This is a genomic window from Enterobacter quasimori (genome assembly GCF_018597345.1).
In the GTDB taxonomy this organism is placed as follows: domain Bacteria; phylum Pseudomonadota; class Gammaproteobacteria; order Enterobacterales; family Enterobacteriaceae; genus Enterobacter; species Enterobacter mori.
The window spans coordinates 1646213-1663411 of the sequence record NZ_JAHEVU010000001.1 but is presented as its reverse complement, the minus strand read 5'-3'; the positions used below and the strand labels follow the sequence as shown (position 1 = coordinate 1663411).

Sequence of the window (17199 nt, the reverse complement as noted above, 5' to 3'; positions counted from 1 at the left end):
CCTCTCCCTTTTAGGGAGAGGGCTGGGGTGAGGGTATTAAATGCGCCTCAATATACCGCTGATAGCGGTTTGCCTTCAGGTAACACAAATCCACCAGCACCAGCCCGTCGACGCAGTCGTTAAATGCCGGGTCGCTGCCAAAATCAATAAACTGCACGCCGCCGGGTTCGCACAGCTCGGAATACTGCTTGTAGAGCGGCGGAATGCCGCAGCCCAGATTGCCGAGCAGGGACTTCAGCTTCGTCAGATCGTCCACATAATCCACGCCGCCAAACTGTGCAAGCACGTCCGGCAGCGAGGCGGGATACGGCTGGCGCGAGGCGGCAAGCGGATGCGTCGCCGGGAACCACAGGCGGTAAAAGGCGACCAGCAGATCCCGAGCGGCAGGCGGTAAGCCACCGGAAATGGAGACCGGGCCAAACAGGTAGCGGTAGTGCGGATAGCGCGCCAGATAGGCCCCAATGCCGGACCATAAATAGTCCAGGCCGCGGCGCCCCCAGTAGCGCGGCTGAATAAAGCTGCGCCCCAGCTCAATGCCGTGCTCCAGCACGTCCTGCATTTTGTCGTCGTAGTGGAAGAGGCTATAGCTGTACAACCCCTCAACGCCGCGCTTTTCGATCTGCATGGCCGTCGGCATAAAGCGATACGCCCCGACGATCTCCAGATCGTCCTCATCCCACAGGATCAGGTGCAGATAATCATCGTCGTAGCTGTCGGTATCCCGGCGTTTGCCGCTCCCTTCCTCCACCGCGCGAAAGGCAATCTCGCGCAGGCGGCCCAGCTCGCGCAGCAGTGGGACGTCTTCCTGACCGTTTCGCTGCCACAGATAGATGGTTTTACCGTCGCTGGTTTTGCCCAGACATTCGGCCTGCGCCAGCGCGCGCTTCAGGGTGGCCCGGTCTTCCGGACGGGCAATCGCGCACTGGGTTTTAAAGACGCCGGGCACTCCCTTGCCAAGACGCATCACGTGCTGACGGCACTGCTCGGCCATCTCACGCGACGAAAGGGTGGCGCTGTGCCAGTGATGCCACGCAATCTGCTGGCCGATTTTGATCGGCAGCTGGCTGTGGCGGCGGCGGAACATCTGCTGCATCAACAGCAGCATCGACAGCGTCGGGGAGACCAGCGTGCTGGCATAAAAGAGCAGGCTGTTGTGCGCCTGAATATGCACCGGCAGCAGCGGGGCGCGCAGCTTGCTGGCGAGTTTGATAAAGCCGGAGTGCCACTTTTTGTCCCGAATGCCTTTGCGCGTGGGGCGGGACACTTCGCCTGCCGGGAAGAAGATCAGCACGCCCGCGTTTTGCAGATGCTGTTCCATCTGCACCAGGGATGTTTTCGCCGTCCTGCCGCCCATATTGTCCACCGGAATAAACAGCGAGCTGAGGGGCTCAAGGTGGGTCAGCATCCGGTTGGTCACGACTTTAACGTCGCGCCGCACGCGGGAGACGGCATACAGCAGCGCCAGCCCGTCCAGCGTACCCGTCGGGTGGTTGGCAATAATGACCAGCGGGCCATGTTCGGGGATTTGTTCAAGATCGCGGGCGGAAACGGTGCAGAGAATATCCAGGTGTTCCAGAACTTGCTCCACCATATCCAGGCCTTTCAGGTGGCGGTGTGCTGCGGCAAATTGCTGAAATTCGTCTTCGTAGAACAGTCTTTTTAACAGACTTTTTTGCCAGGGTGCAGGCCTCGCCTGAGGCCAAAGATCGTCGAGAACGCTATCGAGGCTAAACATGGTCACTCCTCCTGCCGTCTTGCGAAGACAGTAGAAGGCGCAGATGTCGGTTGTATTGCAGTTGGGTGAAGATTTGAGCAGAGCGTAGGCCGGGTAAGGCGAAGCCGCCACCCGGCGCTAAAGCGGATTAACGCAGAATTTTCTTCTCGGCCAGATCCAGCGCGAAGTAGCTGAAGATCAGATCCGCGCCCGCGCGTTTGATCGCCCCCAGGCTTTCCAGGATCACTTTCTCTTCATCAATGGCACCCGCCAGGGCGGCGAATTTGATCATCGCGTACTCGCCGCTCACCTGATAAGCGCCCAGCGGCAGCTCGGTGCGCTCGCGAATGTCTCGCAGAATATCAAGGTACGCGCCAGCGGGTTTTACCATCAGGCAGTCTGCGCCCTGAGCTTCATCCAGCAGAGATTCACGAATCGCTTCCCGACGGTTCAGCGGGTTCATCTGATAGGTTTTACGATCGCCCTTCAGCGCCGTACCCGCCGCTTCACGGAACGGGCCGTAGAAGGAGGAGGCAAATTTGGTGGAGTAGGACATGATGGCGGTGTCGGTGAAACCAGCCGCGTCCAGGGCCTGGCGAATCGCCTGAACCTGTCCGTCCATTGCCGCAGATGGGGCGATGAAATCTGCGCCTGCTGCGGCCGCGACCACAGCCTGTTTGCCGAGGTTAAGCAGGGTGGCATCGTTATCCACGCCGTGATCGCACAGCACGCCGCAGTGGCCGTGAGACGTGTATTCGCAGAAGCAGGTGTCGGACATTACCACCATTTCCGGCACGGTCTCTTTGCAGATGCGGGACATGCGGGCGACGAGGCCATCTTCTTTCCACGCGTCGCTGCCGGTGGCGTCGGTATGGTGAGAGATGCCGAAGGTCATCACCGAGCGGATCCCCGCGTTGGCGATGCGTTCAATCTCACGCGCCAGATGTTTTTCCGGAATGCGCATAACGCCCGGCATGGCTTCGATGGCTTTGTAGTCATCGATCTCTTCTTCGACAAAAATCGGCAACACCAGATCGTTTAAGGTCAGGGTTGTCTCTTCAAACATAGCGCGCAGTGCAGGTGACTTGCGCAGGCGGCGGGGACGTGCAATTAAATCGGTCATGGTATGCCTGATGTTTGTGGAACAAAGAAGACTAGTGTACATGAAAGTGAAGAGAGGTGTTTTACGAAATTGGGCATTTTGATTTTGCGAAATGCGCCAAAACAAGCCGCATAAAATGTCGATATTATAGAAAGAATGATGGCTTTTTAGGTGGGGTGAAATATTGGTATGAGTTTTCAATTGAATGGGAGGTATAATTATTAGTGATTTATTACTTTTTATTATATTGGCTGGATCAATAAAATAGGATTGTAATTTACTGATTTTATAATATTTATTCAAGGTGATGCTTATTGTTTCGTTTTTTAGACGTGAGTTGTCTGGATACGGACTTAATTGAATCATTCATTGAACCTTTTGGAAATGAAATTGCATAATTCCCTCCGCAATTAAACATTGCAAAATGATTTGACGGACAAACTTGCTTACGTCCCTGAGGAGGGATGACCCAATGCAAACATGGAAAAAGAAACTGGTTGTATCTCAACTTGCATTAGCCTGCACCCTGGCTATCGCTTCTCAGGCTAATGCGAAGGATATTTCCGGCACGACGTATAATACTTTTGGATATGATAATACCGCCTCTACCCCCTGGTATTATGGTTATGCAGACTGGGATTACTCGGATGCCACCCATGATGGTGATATTTATCCGGTGATTAACAAATCCACGGTAAACGGTGTTATTTCAACATACTATCTGGATGATGGCGTTAATGGCCGGGCGAATGCGTTGAGTATTTCCAACAGCACCATCAACGGCATGATCACGTCAGAGTGTATGACCACGACGTGTGCCGATGGCACGGAGACGGATGGTACTGCACATACACAATATGACCGTTTTAGCCTGACCGTAGATAACAGCACCATCAATGACGCCTACGAGCATTATGCTTATGACGTTGTGAATGGTGACGCTACCGAAACCCATTATCTGGACACCTACGGTCTGGGTAACGCCATTACGCTGGATGTCGAGTCTGATATCGTTATTCAGAATAACTCCCACGTAGCCGGTATCACGCTGACGCAGGGTTATCAGGAGCTGGATAATACCCCGTATGACGGTGTGGAAGGCGTTGCCAATAGCAGCAATGTCTTTACCGATACCCTGGTGGTGAAAGATTCCGTGCTGACCTCCGGCGCATACAGCGATCTGGGCACCAGCGGTTTCTATGGTCAAACGGCCAAGCCGAGCGACTACGGTGAAACCAACGCGACGGCGGCGGATGATGCAGCGCTGATCGTGGCTGCCAGCGCGTCTGACAACGCGATGCAGACGACAGCGACGTTCGACCACTCCACCGTTACGGGTGACATTCTGTTCGCCAGCACCTTCGACAATAACTTCTACGAGAATGGCGACCCGGCAACCGATACCACCGATGACGGTGTGTATAACCCAACCACCAACGGCTGGGATGGCACCGATACACTGGATATTACGCTGACTAACGGCAGCAAGTGGGTGGGGGCTGCACAGTCCAGCGTTGAAGCCATCGGCACCGCGCAAATGTACGGTGAAGGATACAGCGACGTCGACTGGAGTGCCCTGACTCCAAACAGCATCTGGCCGGGTTCCACCTACGACAGCAACGGTCACGTTGCGGGTGAAGAGGTTTATCAGAGCGGTCTGTTCAACGTGGCGTTGGATAACGGTTCCGAGTGGGATACCCGTAAAGTCTCTAATATCGACACGCTGACGGTGAATAATCAGTCGCAGGTCAATGTTGAAAACTCTGGCCTGCTGGCGGACACCATCACGCTGACCAATGCTTCAACGCTGAATATCGGCGACAGCGGCGCCGTCGCGACCGACAGCCTGTACCTGGACAGCTACAGCCGAGCAGCGCTGACTGAAGAGACCGCTGAGCTATATGCCAACACCATTACCCTAGACAACGGTGCCGAGCTGGCGCTGGGTATGGGTCAGGTTGATACGCACAACATGGTGCTGACCGACGGCGGCGTGCTGAACGTGGCCAGCCGCGATTACGTGCTGAACAGCGATCTGAACAACGCGCGCTATATCACCAATGACAATAGCAAAGCAGACTACGACTATGGCGTCGTCGCACTCAACTCTGACGGTCATCTGTCGGTAAACGGTGATGTGGCGGGCAACTACAAAGTACGTATCGATGATGCCACCGGTGCGGGCTCCGTTGCTGACTACGAGAATAAAGAGATTGTCCGCGTTTATGACAACAACACGGATACAGCAGCCAGCTTTACTGCCGCGAACAAAGCTGATTTAGGTGCCTACACCTATCAGGCGCAGCAGAAAGGTGACACCGTTGTTCTGCAGCAGAAAGCGCTGACTGACTATGCCAACATGGCGCTGAGCATCCCGTCTGCCAACAGCAACATCTGGAACCTGCAGCAGGATACCGTCGGCACGCGTTTGACCAACAGCCGCCACGGCCTGGCGGATAACGGCGGAGCGTGGGTGAGCTACTTCGGTGGTAACTTCGACGCTGATAATGGCAACGTTAGTTACGATCAGGACGTGAGCGGCATTATGGTCGGTCTGGATACCCAGATTGATGGCAACAATGCGAAATGGATCGTCGGTGGTGCCGCAGGCTTCGCGAAGGGCGATATCAGCGATCGTACCGGTCAGGTTGATCAGGACAGTCAGACTGCGATGGTCTACGCGTCAGCGAAGTTCATGAACGATCTGTTCCTCGACAGCTCCCTGAGCTACACCCGCTTCAACAACGATCTCTCCGCCACCATGAGCAACGGTCAGTATGTTGACGGTGACACCACGACCGATGCGGTCGGCTTTGGGATGAAGCTGGGCTACGACTGGAAACCAAACCTGTCTGGCTACATCACGCCTTACGCGGCGGTATCCGGCCTGTTCCAGTCCGGGGATGATTACCGGCTGAGCAACGACATGCGAATTGATGGGCAGTCATACGACAGCCTGCGTTATGAGCTTGGCGTAGATGCGGGTTACACCTTCAATTACGGCGGAGAGCAGGCGTTGACGCCTTACTTCAAGCTGGCTTACGTGTATGACGATGCCGACAACAGTGCTGATGTGAACAACGACAGCATCGACAACGGTGTTGAAGGTTCCGCGGTTCGCGTGGGTCTGGGCACGCAGTTCAGCTTCACGAAGAACTTCAGCGCATATACTGATGCAACTTATCTCGGTGGCGGTGACGTTGACCAGAACTGGGGTGCAAATCTGGGTGTGAAATATACCTGGTAAAATATAAAAAGCGGGGGAATATTTCCCCCGCTTTTTTATATAACAATTAAAAATAATCGAGAACCGACAGATACAGATGACTTGAGGTCTGCATGAATGTTAATGCTAAGCCACTTTCTGAATTAAGCCGGATCGTACAGTGCCTGGAAGTCGCCAGCACCCCTTTTAAGACCGCGCCACAGAAACTTATTTCAACCGCTAATAATGAGGATAGTGTTCCATACACATTTGTAATACAAACCGGCGTTGTTGCCATCCACAGAAAGTCAGATGAACTTCTCGTAGGTATTGCGAAGGCTCCCTATATTTATGGTTTAAGCGCGTGGGTAAATAATAGTCATCAGGAATATGTGATGGTGGCGCATACACATTGCACAGGTTTTTATTTACCGGCCTCTTCTCTGTACCAACGGCTTCAGCAAGCCTCACTCTGGCAAGACGCATTTTGTTGGCTCTCGTGGATCAACCATCATCTGGGTAAACGTGACATGCAGCTGGTGGGGAATAATTCTTACAGCCAGATCCGGGCCATGCTGATTAATATGGCCGAGTGGGATGAAACGCTGCGCTCAAAAATTGGCGTTATGAATCATATTCAGCGCAGCACAGGGATCTCACGCTCGGTGGTCGCGGAAGTTCTGGCCGCGCTGCGGCAGGGTAATTATATTACGATGAGCCGGGGCAAACTGGTTAGCATCAACCGTTTGCCCGCGGACTATTAGGTCAGTTAGACGCCGTCAGCACCTGCGCTTTATTCGCACTCAGCTCAGCAACCAGATTATTGATGCCATCGCTCATGTTGACGAAGCGCGTGTTCGGCGAGCGGGTAACGACCACAAACGCCCCTACGTTGGACTGCGGGATCATCGCCATATAGGTGATGAATCCGCCACCGCCGCCGGTTTTCTGAATAATGCCCGGGCGGCCGTCTTTCGGCGCCATGTACACCCAGCCCAAACCAAGGGCGTCGGCTTTACCCGGTACGTCCATGCCGATAACGCGGGTCAGTTGGGCACGTTGGTAAATCAGCGTTTGCATGCGATCGGCCTGGTGGGTGCGAGAGTAGAAATCCGAAGAGAGGAACTGCTGCATCCAGCGCATCATGTCGCCAGGCGTGGAATACACGCCACCGCTGCCGATCGCCGCCAGGGTGTTATTACACGGGCTGGCACCTTTTTCAGCGACCATCAGGCGACGGCACTGGTCCGGGGAAGGGGTAAAGGTGGTGTCCTTCATCCCCAGCGGACGCGTAATCTGCTCTTCAAACAGCTGAGGATAGGGCTTACCCGATGCGGTCGATAACGCATCGGCCAGCAGATCAAACGCGAGATTTGAATAGGAGGCCTGCGAACCCGGCGTGGTTTTTAGCGTCGCGGTGCTCAGGTAATTCCAGCGCTGTTCGCGCGTCGGCCAGACAAAGACGGGACGATGTGCCGCGCCGCCAGGCTGTTCTCGCGGCAGGGCACTGGTGTGGGTCGCCAGATTGACCAGTCTGATGGGTGCACCCTGATAAGTTGGAACGCGAGCGCCGGGTGGCGCGTATTTGCTGAGCGGGTCGTCGAGCTTAACCACGCCCTGGTCGAGAAGCTTCACCAGCATTTCGCTGGTCATCAGCTTGGTGATGGAGGCAATACGGATCACCGAATCCAGCTGTGGGTGAATGTTATTCCCCGGGCGCGTTTCACCAAAGCTGCGAAACACGCGCTGGTTACCGTCAATGACCACCAGCGCCATTCCCGTCGCGCCGCTGCCGTAATAGATCAGGTTCGCGTAGCGATCGGCGATATCAGAGGCTAAAACCGGGGCCGTCAGCGGCTGCGCTGCCTGGGCGGTGGAAAAGCTCACCGCACATAGCGCGGCGAAAGAGAGCAGACAACGTTTCAACGAAAAGCATCCATCAAGTAAATAAGGAAAGTTAGGGGTATTTATACTACTAATCGGTAAGCTGCAAAGGCCCGAATTGCATAACGATAGCGAGAAAAACGTAACCATGGGTAAATATGAACAATTTACTTGCGGCCTGGATCCCATTTTGTGACATCGGGCTTATGATAGGCACCAGTGCGACTCAATCTTGCGGAGAACGGTATGTCTGATAAGCGTGTGGTTATGGTGGTTGATATGCAGAACGGGGTATTCGAGACGCCGCGTCATCAGCACGAGAAATGCGTCTCTCTGATCAACCAGCTTACGCAGGCAGCCGACAGGGTGGTTTTTATACAGCATACCGAAGCCGGGGGCCTGGAAGAGGGAAGCGAAGGGTTTGCGTTGCTTCCTGAGCTAAACCAGCCAGCAGGTGCGCTTTACGTCACCAAAACCGCCTGTGATGCCTTCTATAACACCGCGCTTGAGACGCTGCTGCGTGAACAGGGCATTCGCGAGTTTGTCATTTGCGGCTGTGCCACCGATTACTGTGTCGATGCGACGATTAAGAACGGCGTCAGTCGGGGTTATCACATCACCGTAGCAGAAGATGCCCACACCACGGCCAATCGCCCGGCGGCGGAAGCCCAGGTTCTGATTGCCCACTACAACGATGTCTGGCGTCACTTTATCGCCCCTGCCAATCCACCTTCGGTGAAACGCACCGAAACAATTCTCGAAAACTGGAAAGCGAACTAATAATAAACCCACGGGTCTGACCTTTTTGCCTGCGCCACCAGCGGGTTCAGGTCAGATTTTCGTGTGGCGATGTGTTGAGCACAGCAACAGCCAGAACAACAAGAAGGAAGCACAATGTTTAAGTCTTTTTTCCCAAAGCCGGGGCCTTTTTTCCTGTCGGCATTTATTTGGGCACTGATTGCTGTCATTTTCTGGCAGGCGGGCGGCGGCGCATGGCTGACGCGTATTACGGGCGCAACGGGAGAGGTGCCCATTAGCGCCGCGCGCTTCTGGTCGCTCAGCTACCTGCTGTTTTACGCCTACTATACGGTCTGCGTGGGGCTGTTTGCGGTTTTCTGGTTTATCTACTCTCCACACCGCTGGCAATACTGGTCGATTCTGGGCACCTCGCTGATCATCTTTGTGACCTGGTTCCTGGTCGAAGTCGGCGTGGCGGTGAACGCCTGGTATGCCCCCTTCTACGATCTGATCCAGACGGCGCTGAGTTCCCCGCACAAGGTGACGATTAATCAGTTCTACCATGAGGTGGGTATCTTCCTCGGCATCGCCCTGATTGCGGTCATCATTGGCGTGATGAACAATTTCTTCGTCAGTCACTACGTCTTCCGCTGGCGTACCGCCATGAACGAACACTATATGGCGCACTGGCAGCACCTGCGCCATATCGAAGGTGCCGCGCAGCGTGTGCAGGAAGACACCATGCGTTTTGCCTCTACGCTTGAAGACATGGGGGTCAGTTTTATCAACGCCATTATGACGCTGATCGCCTTCCTGCCGGTGCTGGTGACGCTCTCCGCGCACGTGCCGGATCTGCCTATTGTCGGTCATCTTCCGTATGGTCTGGTGATTGCCGCGATCGTCTGGTCGCTGATGGGAACGGGCCTGCTGGCGGTGGTGGGGATCAAACTGCCGGGTCTGGAGTTTAAAAATCAACGCGTGGAAGCCGCTTACCGTAAAGAGCTGGTTTACGGCGAAGATGATGCTAACCGCGCCTCGCCACCGACCGTTCGCGAGCTGTTTGGCGCCGTGCGTCGCAACTATTTCCGCCTCTATTTCCACTATATGTATTTCAACATTGCGCGCATTCTGTATCTGCAGGTTGATAACGTTTTCGGTTTGTTCCTGCTGTTCCCGTCGATTGTTGCGGGTACGATTACGCTGGGCCTGATGACGCAGATCACCAACGTCTTTGGTCAGGTGCGCGGTTCGTTCCAGTATCTGATCAGCTCCTGGACCACGCTGGTGGAGCTGATGTCCATCTACAAACGTTTACGCAGTTTCGAGCGTGAGCTGGACGATAAAGATCTGCAGGAAGTCACCAACACATTTAGCTAATACAGGGAGTTGCTATGTCTTTTGCCGTACCGCGCGCGTTACCGTTGTCCTTGCTGGCCGCTCTTGTGCTGGCAGGCTGTGCCGAGAAGGGGGCCGCGCCACTCAAAAAAGGGGAAAAGCCCGTGGACGTGGCGAGCGTTGTCCGGCAAAAAATGCCCTCCAGCGTGAAGGATCGCAATGCGTGGGCGGACGCGCTGGCAAAGACCTTTGAAAGCCAGAAAATTGCCCCTACCGAGGAGAATATCTGCTCGGTGCTGGCGGTGGCGCAGCAGGAATCCATGTACCAGTCAGACCCGGTCGTGCCGGGGCTGAACAAAATTGCCTGGAAAGAGATCGACCGCCGCGCGGAATCGATGCATATCCCGGTGTTCCTGGTCCATACCGCGCTTAAAATCACCTCGCCAAACGGCAAAAGCTACAGCGATCGGCTGGATACGGTAAAAACCGAGAAACAGCTAAGCGCCATTTTTGATGACTTCATCAACATGGTGCCGATGGGGCAAAAACTGTTTGGCTCGCTTAATCCGGTGCACACCGGCGGTCCGATGCAGGTCAGCATCGCGTTTGCAGAAAAACATACCGACGGTTATCCCTGGAAAATCGACGGTACGGTGCGTCAGGAGGTCTTCTCCCTGCGCGGCGGGCTCTGGTTTGGCACTTATCACCTTCTTAACTACCCGGCGAATTACAGCGAGCCGCTGTACCGCTTTGCAGACTTTAACGCGGGCTGGTATGCCAGCCGGAACGCAGCCTTCCAGAATGCCGTGAGCCGGGCATCCGGAGTGAAACTGGCGCTGGATGGCGATCTGATTGCCTACGGCAGCAGCGAAGCGGGGACAACCGAACGTGCAGTGCGCAAACTGGCGACAAAGCTGGATATGAGCAATAGCGACATTCGCCGTCAGCTGGAGAAGGGCGACAGTCTGGCGTTTGAGAAAACGGATTTGTATCAGCAGGTCTTTGCGCTGGCAGAGAAGAAAAGTGGAAAAGCGTTACCGAGGGCTATCCTGCCCGGCATTCAGCTCGAGAGCCCGAAGATCACGCGTAACCTGACTACCGCATGGTTCGCGAAACGCGTCGATGACCGCCGGGCTCGCTGTATGGGGCTTTAGAAACGACGACGCAGGCGAAGCACCAGGGCAATGACGCCAAGAATCATGCACCCGACGAGGAAGGGGACCAGGCCAAACAGGGTGCTGACCCCAAAACCGATCTCAACTCGCGGGCGTCCGCTGTCCTGGACCTGCATCAGGTGTTCATAAACGCCAGGCGCATGAACCAGCATGTTGAGAAGCTGTGAGCCTGCCCAGAAGCAAAACAGCACAAACAGGGCATAGGCGATATTACCCGCCGTGGAGGTTTTGGGTTGTTTGCCGCCAAAAATCGGTTTCGACAATGTAAAATCAGCCATAAAGACCTCCCGAAATGTCACTCTGTTTTATACGTTTCGTATAGGGTGAGTTTGACAGGTCATCGCATTTGTCAATATCAGAATCGTGGTAATTTACCCTCAGGAATGCTCCTGGATTGATGATTTCTGCATCACATCACAATTTGATCACTTAAGTGAAATTGCGTCGCGTTTCAGAATTTCCGCATTCGCCACAGACCCGGCCACAAAACTGTGAGAGGATGTCTTTTTTTCCTGCCGGAGTTGTTATGAAGCTCACGTCCAAACTACGCCGTGACTGGCATTACTACGCCTTTGCTATCGGGCTGATCTTTATTCTTAACGGTGTTGTGGGGCTATTGGGGTTTGAGGCAAAAGGCTGGCAAACCTATGCCGTGGGGCTGGTCACCTGGGTCATCAGTTTCTGGCTGGCGGGGTTGATTATCCGCCGCCGTCCTGAAGAGACGACAGCGGAAGAGACGGAAACGGTGAAGAAAGCCGATTAACCGTTTACGGAGCTTTTAAGGGCGCTGTCAGCGGCGTGACGCTCCAGCGCCAGTTCGATCAGGCGGGTAATGAGTGCCTGATAGCTCATTCCGCTGGCCTGCCACAGCTTCGGATACATGCTGATGTTGGTGAAGCCTGGCAGCGTGTTGATCTCGTTAATGACCACGTCATTTTCCGGCGTCAGGAACACATCAACGCGAGCCATGCCGCAGCAGCCCAGCGCCTGATAGGCTTCTACGGCGATCGCGCGGATCTTATCGTTGATGACCGGATCGATAACCGCAGGTACCACAACCTGCGCGCCTTTATCATCAATGTATTTGGTATCGTAAGAGTAGAAATCGCTGTTCAACACCACTTCACCACAGGTGCTCGCCTGTGGGAAATCATTCCCCAGCACGGCGCACTCAATTTCGCGGCCTTTGATACCCTGTTCAACCACCACCTTATGGTCAAACTCGAACGCCAGACGCACGGCGTCGGTAAACTGCGCTTCGGTGGTAACTTTGCTGACGCCAACCGAGGAGCCCTGATTCGCCGGTTTGACGAACAGCGGCAGGCCGAGCTGGCCGGAAAGACGCGCAAAATCGAATTTCTCGCGGTTGGCGCGGGTGAGCGTGACGAACGGCGCAATATTCAACCCGGCATCGCGCAGCAGACGCTTGGTAACGTCTTTATCCATACAGGCGGCGGAGCCCAGCACGTCGGAGCCGACAAACGGCAGGTTCGCCATGCGCAGCATCCCCTGCAAAGAGCCGTCTTCGCCCAGCGTGCCGTGCACGATAGGGAAAATAACGTCAATCTGAGCCAGCGCCTGCGCATTACCGGCGTCGATAAATTGCCCCTGAACCAGGCCTGGTACGGTCGCGACGCTGGTTTCTGAAGGATTGAGGGCGATGTGCGCCGGATCGTTGGCATTGATCAGGTACTGGCTGGCATCGTTGACGTGCCACTGACCCTGTTTATCAATCCCCAGCAGCACCACGTCGAAACGGCTTTTATCGATCGCATCGACAATATTTTTGGCCGATTGCAATGACACCTCGTGCTCTGCTGATTTTCCCCCAAAGACAATACCTACGCGCTGCTTTGCCATCTCACTCTCTTCCAGTCTGTCGAAAAGCCAATAACATACCACGATGCCCTGCGGGTTTCGCGGCCTTCTGCCATAATGTTTTGGGGTTATCGTGGGGGGCGCGTGAAAGGAAAAAGTCTGCTAACCGTTTTCATTATTGTGGCTGTCGCAACGGCGGGTTATCGCTGGTTGCCGTCTCATTACAACCCTTTTACGCCGCTTACCCTTGACGATCCTCCCGGAAAAATCACCCAGTTTAAGCTACGGCGCTTAACGCCGGAGGCCTGCGAAAGCCTGTTAACCGAGGCAAATCAAAGAGCACTTATCCGCACGCAGCCGGTGGCTGACAGCGCGGGAGCATGCCCGCTCAGTAACGTGGTGCGCGTGAGTAACTTCGGTCCGGTCAGCCTGAACAGCAGTTTTCTGGCCAGCTGTCCACTGGCATTAAGCTCTGCGCTGTTTGTCAGCCAGCAGGCACGGCCGCTGACGAAAAGCTGGATGGGCAGCGAGCTTACGCGCATCGACCATCTGGGAAGCTATGCCTGTCGTAATATTTACGGCCGCCCGGATGCGCGTCGCAGTGAACATGCCACGGCAGAGGCGCTGGACATCAGCGCATTTCGGCTGGCAAACGGTGAGCGGATCACCATTCTGACGGGCTGGCCATCGGCTAGAACCCAGCCCTGGCTTCAGGCCCTGCTGGCGGCAAGCTGTGGGTATTACGGTAACGGTCTGGGGCCAGAATATAACGCGGCCCACGCTAATCATTTCCATCTAGGGATGCGCGGCTTCGGCCTGTGTCGCTGAAGCATAATCTTTCGTCAGAAAGTGGATAGTTTGTGACTTGTTTCACAAATATGATGACTGGGAAGATAAAACACCAAAGTCAGTAAGGCCGCATCTCTGGTGCGACGTCAACGCGCGTAACTTGCTAATCTGTCGGCGAATTCGCCTAAAAATGAAGACTATTCTGTTATGGAATCCTGGAAAGTTAACCTCATCTCGGTCTGGTTCGGCTGTTTCTTTACCGGACTGGCCATTAGCCAGATTTTACCCTTTCTGCCGCTGTACGTGTCTCAGCTGGGGGTGACCTCCCATGAAGCCCTTTCTATGTGGTCAGGATTGACGTTCAGCGTCACGTTTCTGGTTTCGGCCATCGTCTCGCCGATGTGGGGGAGCCTGGCGGACAGAAAAGGCCGCAAGCTGATGCTGCTGCGTGCATCCCTCGGGATGGCGATCGCCATTTTGCTTCAGGCTTTTGCCACCAACGTCTGGCAGCTGTTTATCCTGCGGGCAATCATGGGGCTGACTTCCGGGTATATTCCCAACGCGATGGCGCTGGTGGCCTCGCAGGTGCCGCGTGAACGTAGCGGCTGGGCGCTGAGTACGCTCTCTACCGCGCAGATCAGCGGCGTCATCGGCGGTCCGCTGCTGGGGGGCTTCCTCGCGGATCATGTGGGGCTGCGCGCGGTATTTTTCATCACCGCGATACTGCTGGTGATCAGTTTTCTGGTGACGCTTTTCCTGATCAAAGAAGGGGGCCGTCCCGCTGTCAGCAAATCAGAACGCCTGAGCGGCAGGGCGGTCTTTGCCTCGCTGCCTTATCCCGGTCTGATGATCAGCCTTTTTGTCACCACCATGGTGATCCAGCTGTGTAATGGTTCCGTCGGGCCTATTCTGGCGCTGTTTATCAAGTCGATGGAGCCAGACAGCAACAATATCGCTTTTCTCGCGGGGTTGATTGCGGCGGTGCCCGGCGTGTCGGCGCTGATCTCTGCGCCGCGGCTTGGCAAACTGGGCGACAGGATTGGCACGGCGCGCATCCTGATGGCCACGCTGATATTTGCGGTCATTCTCTTTTTCGCTATGTCGTTCGTCACGACCCCGCTTCAGCTTGGCGTACTGCGCTTCTTGCTTGGCTTTGCCGATGGGGCCATGTTGCCCGCCGTGCAAACACTGCTGGTGAAATATTCCAGTGACCAGGTCACCGGGCGTATTTTTGGTTACAACCAGTCGTTTATGTATTTGGGCAACGTCGCAGGTCCGCTTATTGGTGCATCCGTTTCCGCGATGGCCGGTTTCCGTTGGGTATTTGCCGCGACGGCAGTGGTGGTATTGATAAATATTATCCAGCTGGCTATTGCACTGCGTCGTCGCAGACAATTAGCGGAGGCAAAAGGAGCCCGTTAACACTGTGGATGTATTATATATTTTTATGGCTGCCGCTTTTTTATATAACAAAAAGCGGCCTGTTGTTATAGAAAAACGTTTCGCTGCGGTGCGCGCTACGCTATTTTTGACGTAACGTCACTTTTGCATAAGATAATACTTTTCTCCTCTTTGCATAAATCATTGAGAGTGCTAATTTCAGGAAAAACCCACAAGGAAATAGCACCATGAAGAATCTCATTACTGAGTTGTTGGTTAAGCTTGCACAAAAGGAAGAAGAGTCAAAAGAATTGGTCGCCCAGGTTGAGGCGCTGGAAATAGTCGTCACCGCGCTACTCAGACATATGGCTGCCCAGGATCAACAGGCGTTAATTGACAGCATTGAAAGCGCGCTGGACAACGCCAAACCTGATTCACAGGTTCCACCTGAGGACGCCGAAATGCTCCATCAATACATAAAAAAGCTGTTAAGGCATCCGCGCAGCTAAACTGTCACAATGCGTGACGGGCTGTCATAGAAATGTCATGCCGGTTGCCTATAGTCGCTCTGTTTTTATTTTTATGTATTTGTACATGGAGAAAATAAAGTGAAACAGAGCGCGCTTTTTATCGCATTAATCCCACTGTTATTTGCCCCCGCTATTCACGCTGAAACCGCGAATATGAACGTCCTTGAACATCGTGCTGCGCAGGGAGATATCACCCAGCCCGGTGGTGCTCGCCGTCTCTCCGAGGATCAGACTGCCGCCATTCGAGCTTCTCTGAATGGAAACCCCGCTAAAAATATTATTCTGCTGATTGGCGACGGAATGGGGGATTCCGAAATTACGGCGGCGAGAAATTATGCCGAAGGGGCGGGCGGCTATTTTAAAGGCATCGATGCGCTGCCTCTGACGGGACAATATACCCATTACTCGCTGGATAAAAAAACCGGTAAACCGGATTACGTCACGGATTCAGCCGCATCAGCAACGGCGTGGGCAACCGGTGTGAAAACCTATAATGGTGCGCTGGGCGTCGATATCCACGAGAAAGATCATCAAACTATTCTGGAAATGGCGAAAGCGGCGGGGCTGGCAACCGGCAACGTCTCTACCGCCGAGCTTCAGGATGCCACCCCGGCCGCGTTGATGTCGCACGTGACCTCGCGTAAATGCTATGGCCCGTCGGTGACCAGCGAAAAATGTCCAACCAATGCGCTGGAAAAAGGCGGTAAAGGCTCGATTACCGAACAGATGCTGAACGCGCGCCCTGACGTGACGCTGGGCGGCGGCGCGAAAACCTTTGCCGAAACGGCGACGGCAGGCGAGTGGCAGGGCAAAACGCTGCGCGAGCAGGCGCAGGCGCGCGGCTATCAGCTGGTGAGCGATGCGGCTTCTCTGGCGGCGATTACCGAAGCAAACCAGGACAAGCCGCTGCTGGGGCTGTTCTCTGACGGCAACATGCCGGTGCGCTGGGAAGGGCCAAAAGCCTCGTACCACGGCAATATCGATAAACCGGCGGTGACCTGTACGCCAAACCCGAAACGGAATGACAGCGTTCCAACGCTGGCGGCGATGACGGACAAAGCCATCTCTCTGCTGAGCAAGAGCGAAAAAGGCTTCTTCCTGCAGGTAGAAGGGGCGTCAATCGATAAGCAAGACCATGCGGCGAACCCGTGCGGACAGATTGGCGAAACGGTGGATCTCGACGAAGCGGTGCAAAAAGCGCTCGAGTTCGCGAAGAAAGACGGTAACACGCTGGTGGTGGTCACCGCTGACCACGCGCACTCCAGCCAGATTATCCCTCCCGATACCAAAGCACCCGGTCTGACGCAGGCGCTGACGACCAAAGACGGTGCCGTGATGGTGATGAGCTATGGCAATTCTGAAGAAGAGTCTATGGAACATACCGGCACACAGCTGCGCATCGCGGCGTACGGTCCACATGCTGCGAACGTGGTGGGTTTGACTGACCAGACCGATCTGTTCTACACCATGAAGGCCGCGCTGGGACTGAAATAAGTTCGTCACCCGGCGGAAATCGTGGCTGCCGGGTG

15 protein-coding genes are annotated in these 17199 nt (G+C 54.8%); 10 read left to right on the top strand and 5 right to left on the bottom strand.

From position 1 onward, the window contains the following. Positions 1-10: 10 nt before the first annotated feature. Both olsF and hemB read right to left on the bottom strand, forming a co-directional pair. Positions 11-1735 carry a bifunctional ornithine lipid synthase OlsF gene (olsF, locus tag KK102_RS07970; protein ID WP_216357327.1) on the bottom strand — a complete coding sequence of 575 codons (1725 nt, stop codon included), beginning with the start codon at positions 1733-1735 and terminating at the stop codon, positions 11-13. Between the two features lie 127 nt (positions 1736-1862). Then, a complete protein-coding gene (hemB, locus tag KK102_RS07965) occupies positions 1863-2837 on the bottom strand; it encodes a porphobilinogen synthase (protein WP_025756233.1) in 975 nt (324 codons plus the stop codon). 451 nt (positions 2838-3288) lie between these two features. Between hemB and KK102_RS07960 the strand changes: the two genes are divergently transcribed. After that, entirely contained in the window at positions 3289-6063 is a 2775-nt protein-coding gene (locus KK102_RS07960) for an autotransporter outer membrane beta-barrel domain-containing protein (RefSeq protein WP_216357326.1), read from the top strand. 92 nt (positions 6064-6155) lie between these two features. After that, on the top strand, positions 6156-6785 hold the full coding sequence (locus tag KK102_RS07955; protein WP_126543917.1) for a helix-turn-helix domain-containing protein: 630 nt from the start codon (positions 6156-6158) through the stop codon (positions 6783-6785). Position 6786: 1 nt separating this feature from the next. Here the strand turns inward: KK102_RS07955 and ampH are convergent, their stop codons facing one another. Beyond that, entirely contained in the window at positions 6787-7947 is a 1161-nt protein-coding gene (gene ampH, locus KK102_RS07950; protein ID WP_126543918.1) for a D-alanyl-D-alanine-carboxypeptidase/endopeptidase AmpH, read from the bottom strand. A gap of 204 nt (positions 7948-8151) precedes the next feature. Here ampH and KK102_RS07945 point away from each other — a divergent pair, with 204 nt between their 5' ends. From KK102_RS07945 to KK102_RS07935, 3 genes are all read left to right on the top strand, one after another. Continuing rightward, positions 8152-8685 carry an isochorismatase family protein gene (locus KK102_RS07945; RefSeq protein ID WP_216357325.1) on the top strand — a complete coding sequence of 178 codons (534 nt, stop codon included), beginning with the start codon at positions 8152-8154 and terminating at the stop codon, positions 8683-8685. A gap of 114 nt (positions 8686-8799) precedes the next feature. Next, positions 8800-10020, top strand: a complete 1221-nt coding sequence (sbmA, locus tag KK102_RS07940; protein ID WP_126543920.1) for a peptide antibiotic transporter SbmA — start codon at positions 8800-8802, stop codon at positions 10018-10020. A gap of 14 nt (positions 10021-10034) precedes the next feature. Continuing rightward, entirely contained in the window at positions 10035-11132 is a 1098-nt protein-coding gene (locus KK102_RS07935; protein ID WP_126543921.1) for a DUF1615 domain-containing protein, read from the top strand. Here KK102_RS07935 and KK102_RS07930 read toward each other — a convergent pair. After that, a complete protein-coding gene (locus KK102_RS07930; RefSeq protein WP_108415685.1) occupies positions 11129-11431 on the bottom strand; it encodes a DUF2755 family protein in 303 nt (100 codons plus the stop codon). The two genes, KK102_RS07935 and KK102_RS07930, sit on opposite strands and share 4 nt — an antisense overlap. 248 nt (positions 11432-11679) lie before the next feature. Here KK102_RS07930 and KK102_RS07925 point away from each other — a divergent pair, with 248 nt between their 5' ends. Then, positions 11680-11916: a DUF2754 family protein gene (locus tag KK102_RS07925; protein WP_126543922.1), complete on the top strand. Its 237-nt coding sequence runs from the start codon at positions 11680-11682 to the stop codon at positions 11914-11916. On the opposite strand, the gene ddlA is transcribed toward KK102_RS07925, so the two are convergent. Beyond that, on the bottom strand, positions 11913-13013 hold the full coding sequence (ddlA, locus tag KK102_RS07920) for a D-alanine--D-alanine ligase (RefSeq protein ID WP_126543923.1): 1101 nt from the start codon (positions 13011-13013) through the stop codon (positions 11913-11915). The genes KK102_RS07925 and ddlA overlap by 4 nt on opposite strands. Positions 13014-13115: 102 nt before the next feature. Here ddlA and KK102_RS07915 point away from each other — a divergent pair, with 102 nt between their 5' ends. The 4 genes from KK102_RS07915 to phoA all read left to right on the top strand — a co-directional run bounded on the left by KK102_RS07915 (position 13116) and on the right by phoA (position 17164). Then, a complete protein-coding gene (locus KK102_RS07915; RefSeq protein ID WP_126543924.1) occupies positions 13116-13799 on the top strand; it encodes an extensin-like domain-containing protein in 684 nt (227 codons plus the stop codon). Positions 13800-13967: 168 nt separating this feature from the next. Further along, the gene (locus tag KK102_RS07910; RefSeq protein WP_216357324.1) at positions 13968-15182 is read left to right on the top strand and encodes a multidrug efflux MFS transporter; all 1215 of its coding nucleotides are present in this window, start codon (positions 13968-13970) and stop codon (positions 15180-15182) included. 206 nt (positions 15183-15388) lie between these two features. Further along, positions 15389-15649, top strand: coding sequence for an anti-adapter protein IraP (gene iraP / locus KK102_RS07905; protein WP_042716702.1), 261 nt, complete (start codon positions 15389-15391; stop codon positions 15647-15649). Between the two features lie 99 nt (positions 15650-15748). Continuing rightward, on the top strand, positions 15749-17164 hold the full coding sequence (gene phoA, locus KK102_RS07900; protein WP_216357323.1) for an alkaline phosphatase: 1416 nt from the start codon (positions 15749-15751) through the stop codon (positions 17162-17164). Positions 17165-17199 lie beyond the last annotated feature (35 nt).

Bases quoted from the DNA above. Each gene is read 5' to 3' on its own strand.
- iraP (WP_042716702.1), top strand. From the start codon at position 15,389: ATGAAGAATCTCATTACTGAGTTGTTGGTTAAGCTTGCACAAAAGGAA.
- KK102_RS07955 (WP_126543917.1), top strand. From the start codon at position 6,156: ATGAATGTTAATGCTAAGCCACTTTCTGAATTAAGCCGGATCGTACAG.
- KK102_RS07945 (WP_216357325.1), top strand. From the start codon at position 8,152: ATGTCTGATAAGCGTGTGGTTATGGTGGTTGATATGCAGAACGGGGTA.
- ddlA (WP_126543923.1), bottom strand. From the start codon at position 13,013: ATGGCAAAGCAGCGCGTAGGTATTGTCTTTGGGGGAAAATCAGCAGAG.
- olsF (WP_216357327.1), bottom strand. From the start codon at position 1,735: ATGTTTAGCCTCGATAGCGTTCTCGACGATCTTTGGCCTCAGGCGAGG.
- KK102_RS07925 (WP_126543922.1), top strand. From the start codon at position 11,680: ATGAAGCTCACGTCCAAACTACGCCGTGACTGGCATTACTACGCCTTT.
- KK102_RS07930 (WP_108415685.1), bottom strand. From the start codon at position 11,431: ATGGCTGATTTTACATTGTCGAAACCGATTTTTGGCGGCAAACAACCC.
- hemB (WP_025756233.1), bottom strand. From the start codon at position 2,837: ATGACCGATTTAATTGCACGTCCCCGCCGCCTGCGCAAGTCACCTGCA.
- KK102_RS07960 (WP_216357326.1), top strand. From the start codon at position 3,289: ATGCAAACATGGAAAAAGAAACTGGTTGTATCTCAACTTGCATTAGCC.
- sbmA (WP_126543920.1), top strand. From the start codon at position 8,800: ATGTTTAAGTCTTTTTTCCCAAAGCCGGGGCCTTTTTTCCTGTCGGCA.
- KK102_RS07935 (WP_126543921.1), top strand. From the start codon at position 10,035: ATGTCTTTTGCCGTACCGCGCGCGTTACCGTTGTCCTTGCTGGCCGCT.
- KK102_RS07910 (WP_216357324.1), top strand. From the start codon at position 13,968: ATGGAATCCTGGAAAGTTAACCTCATCTCGGTCTGGTTCGGCTGTTTC.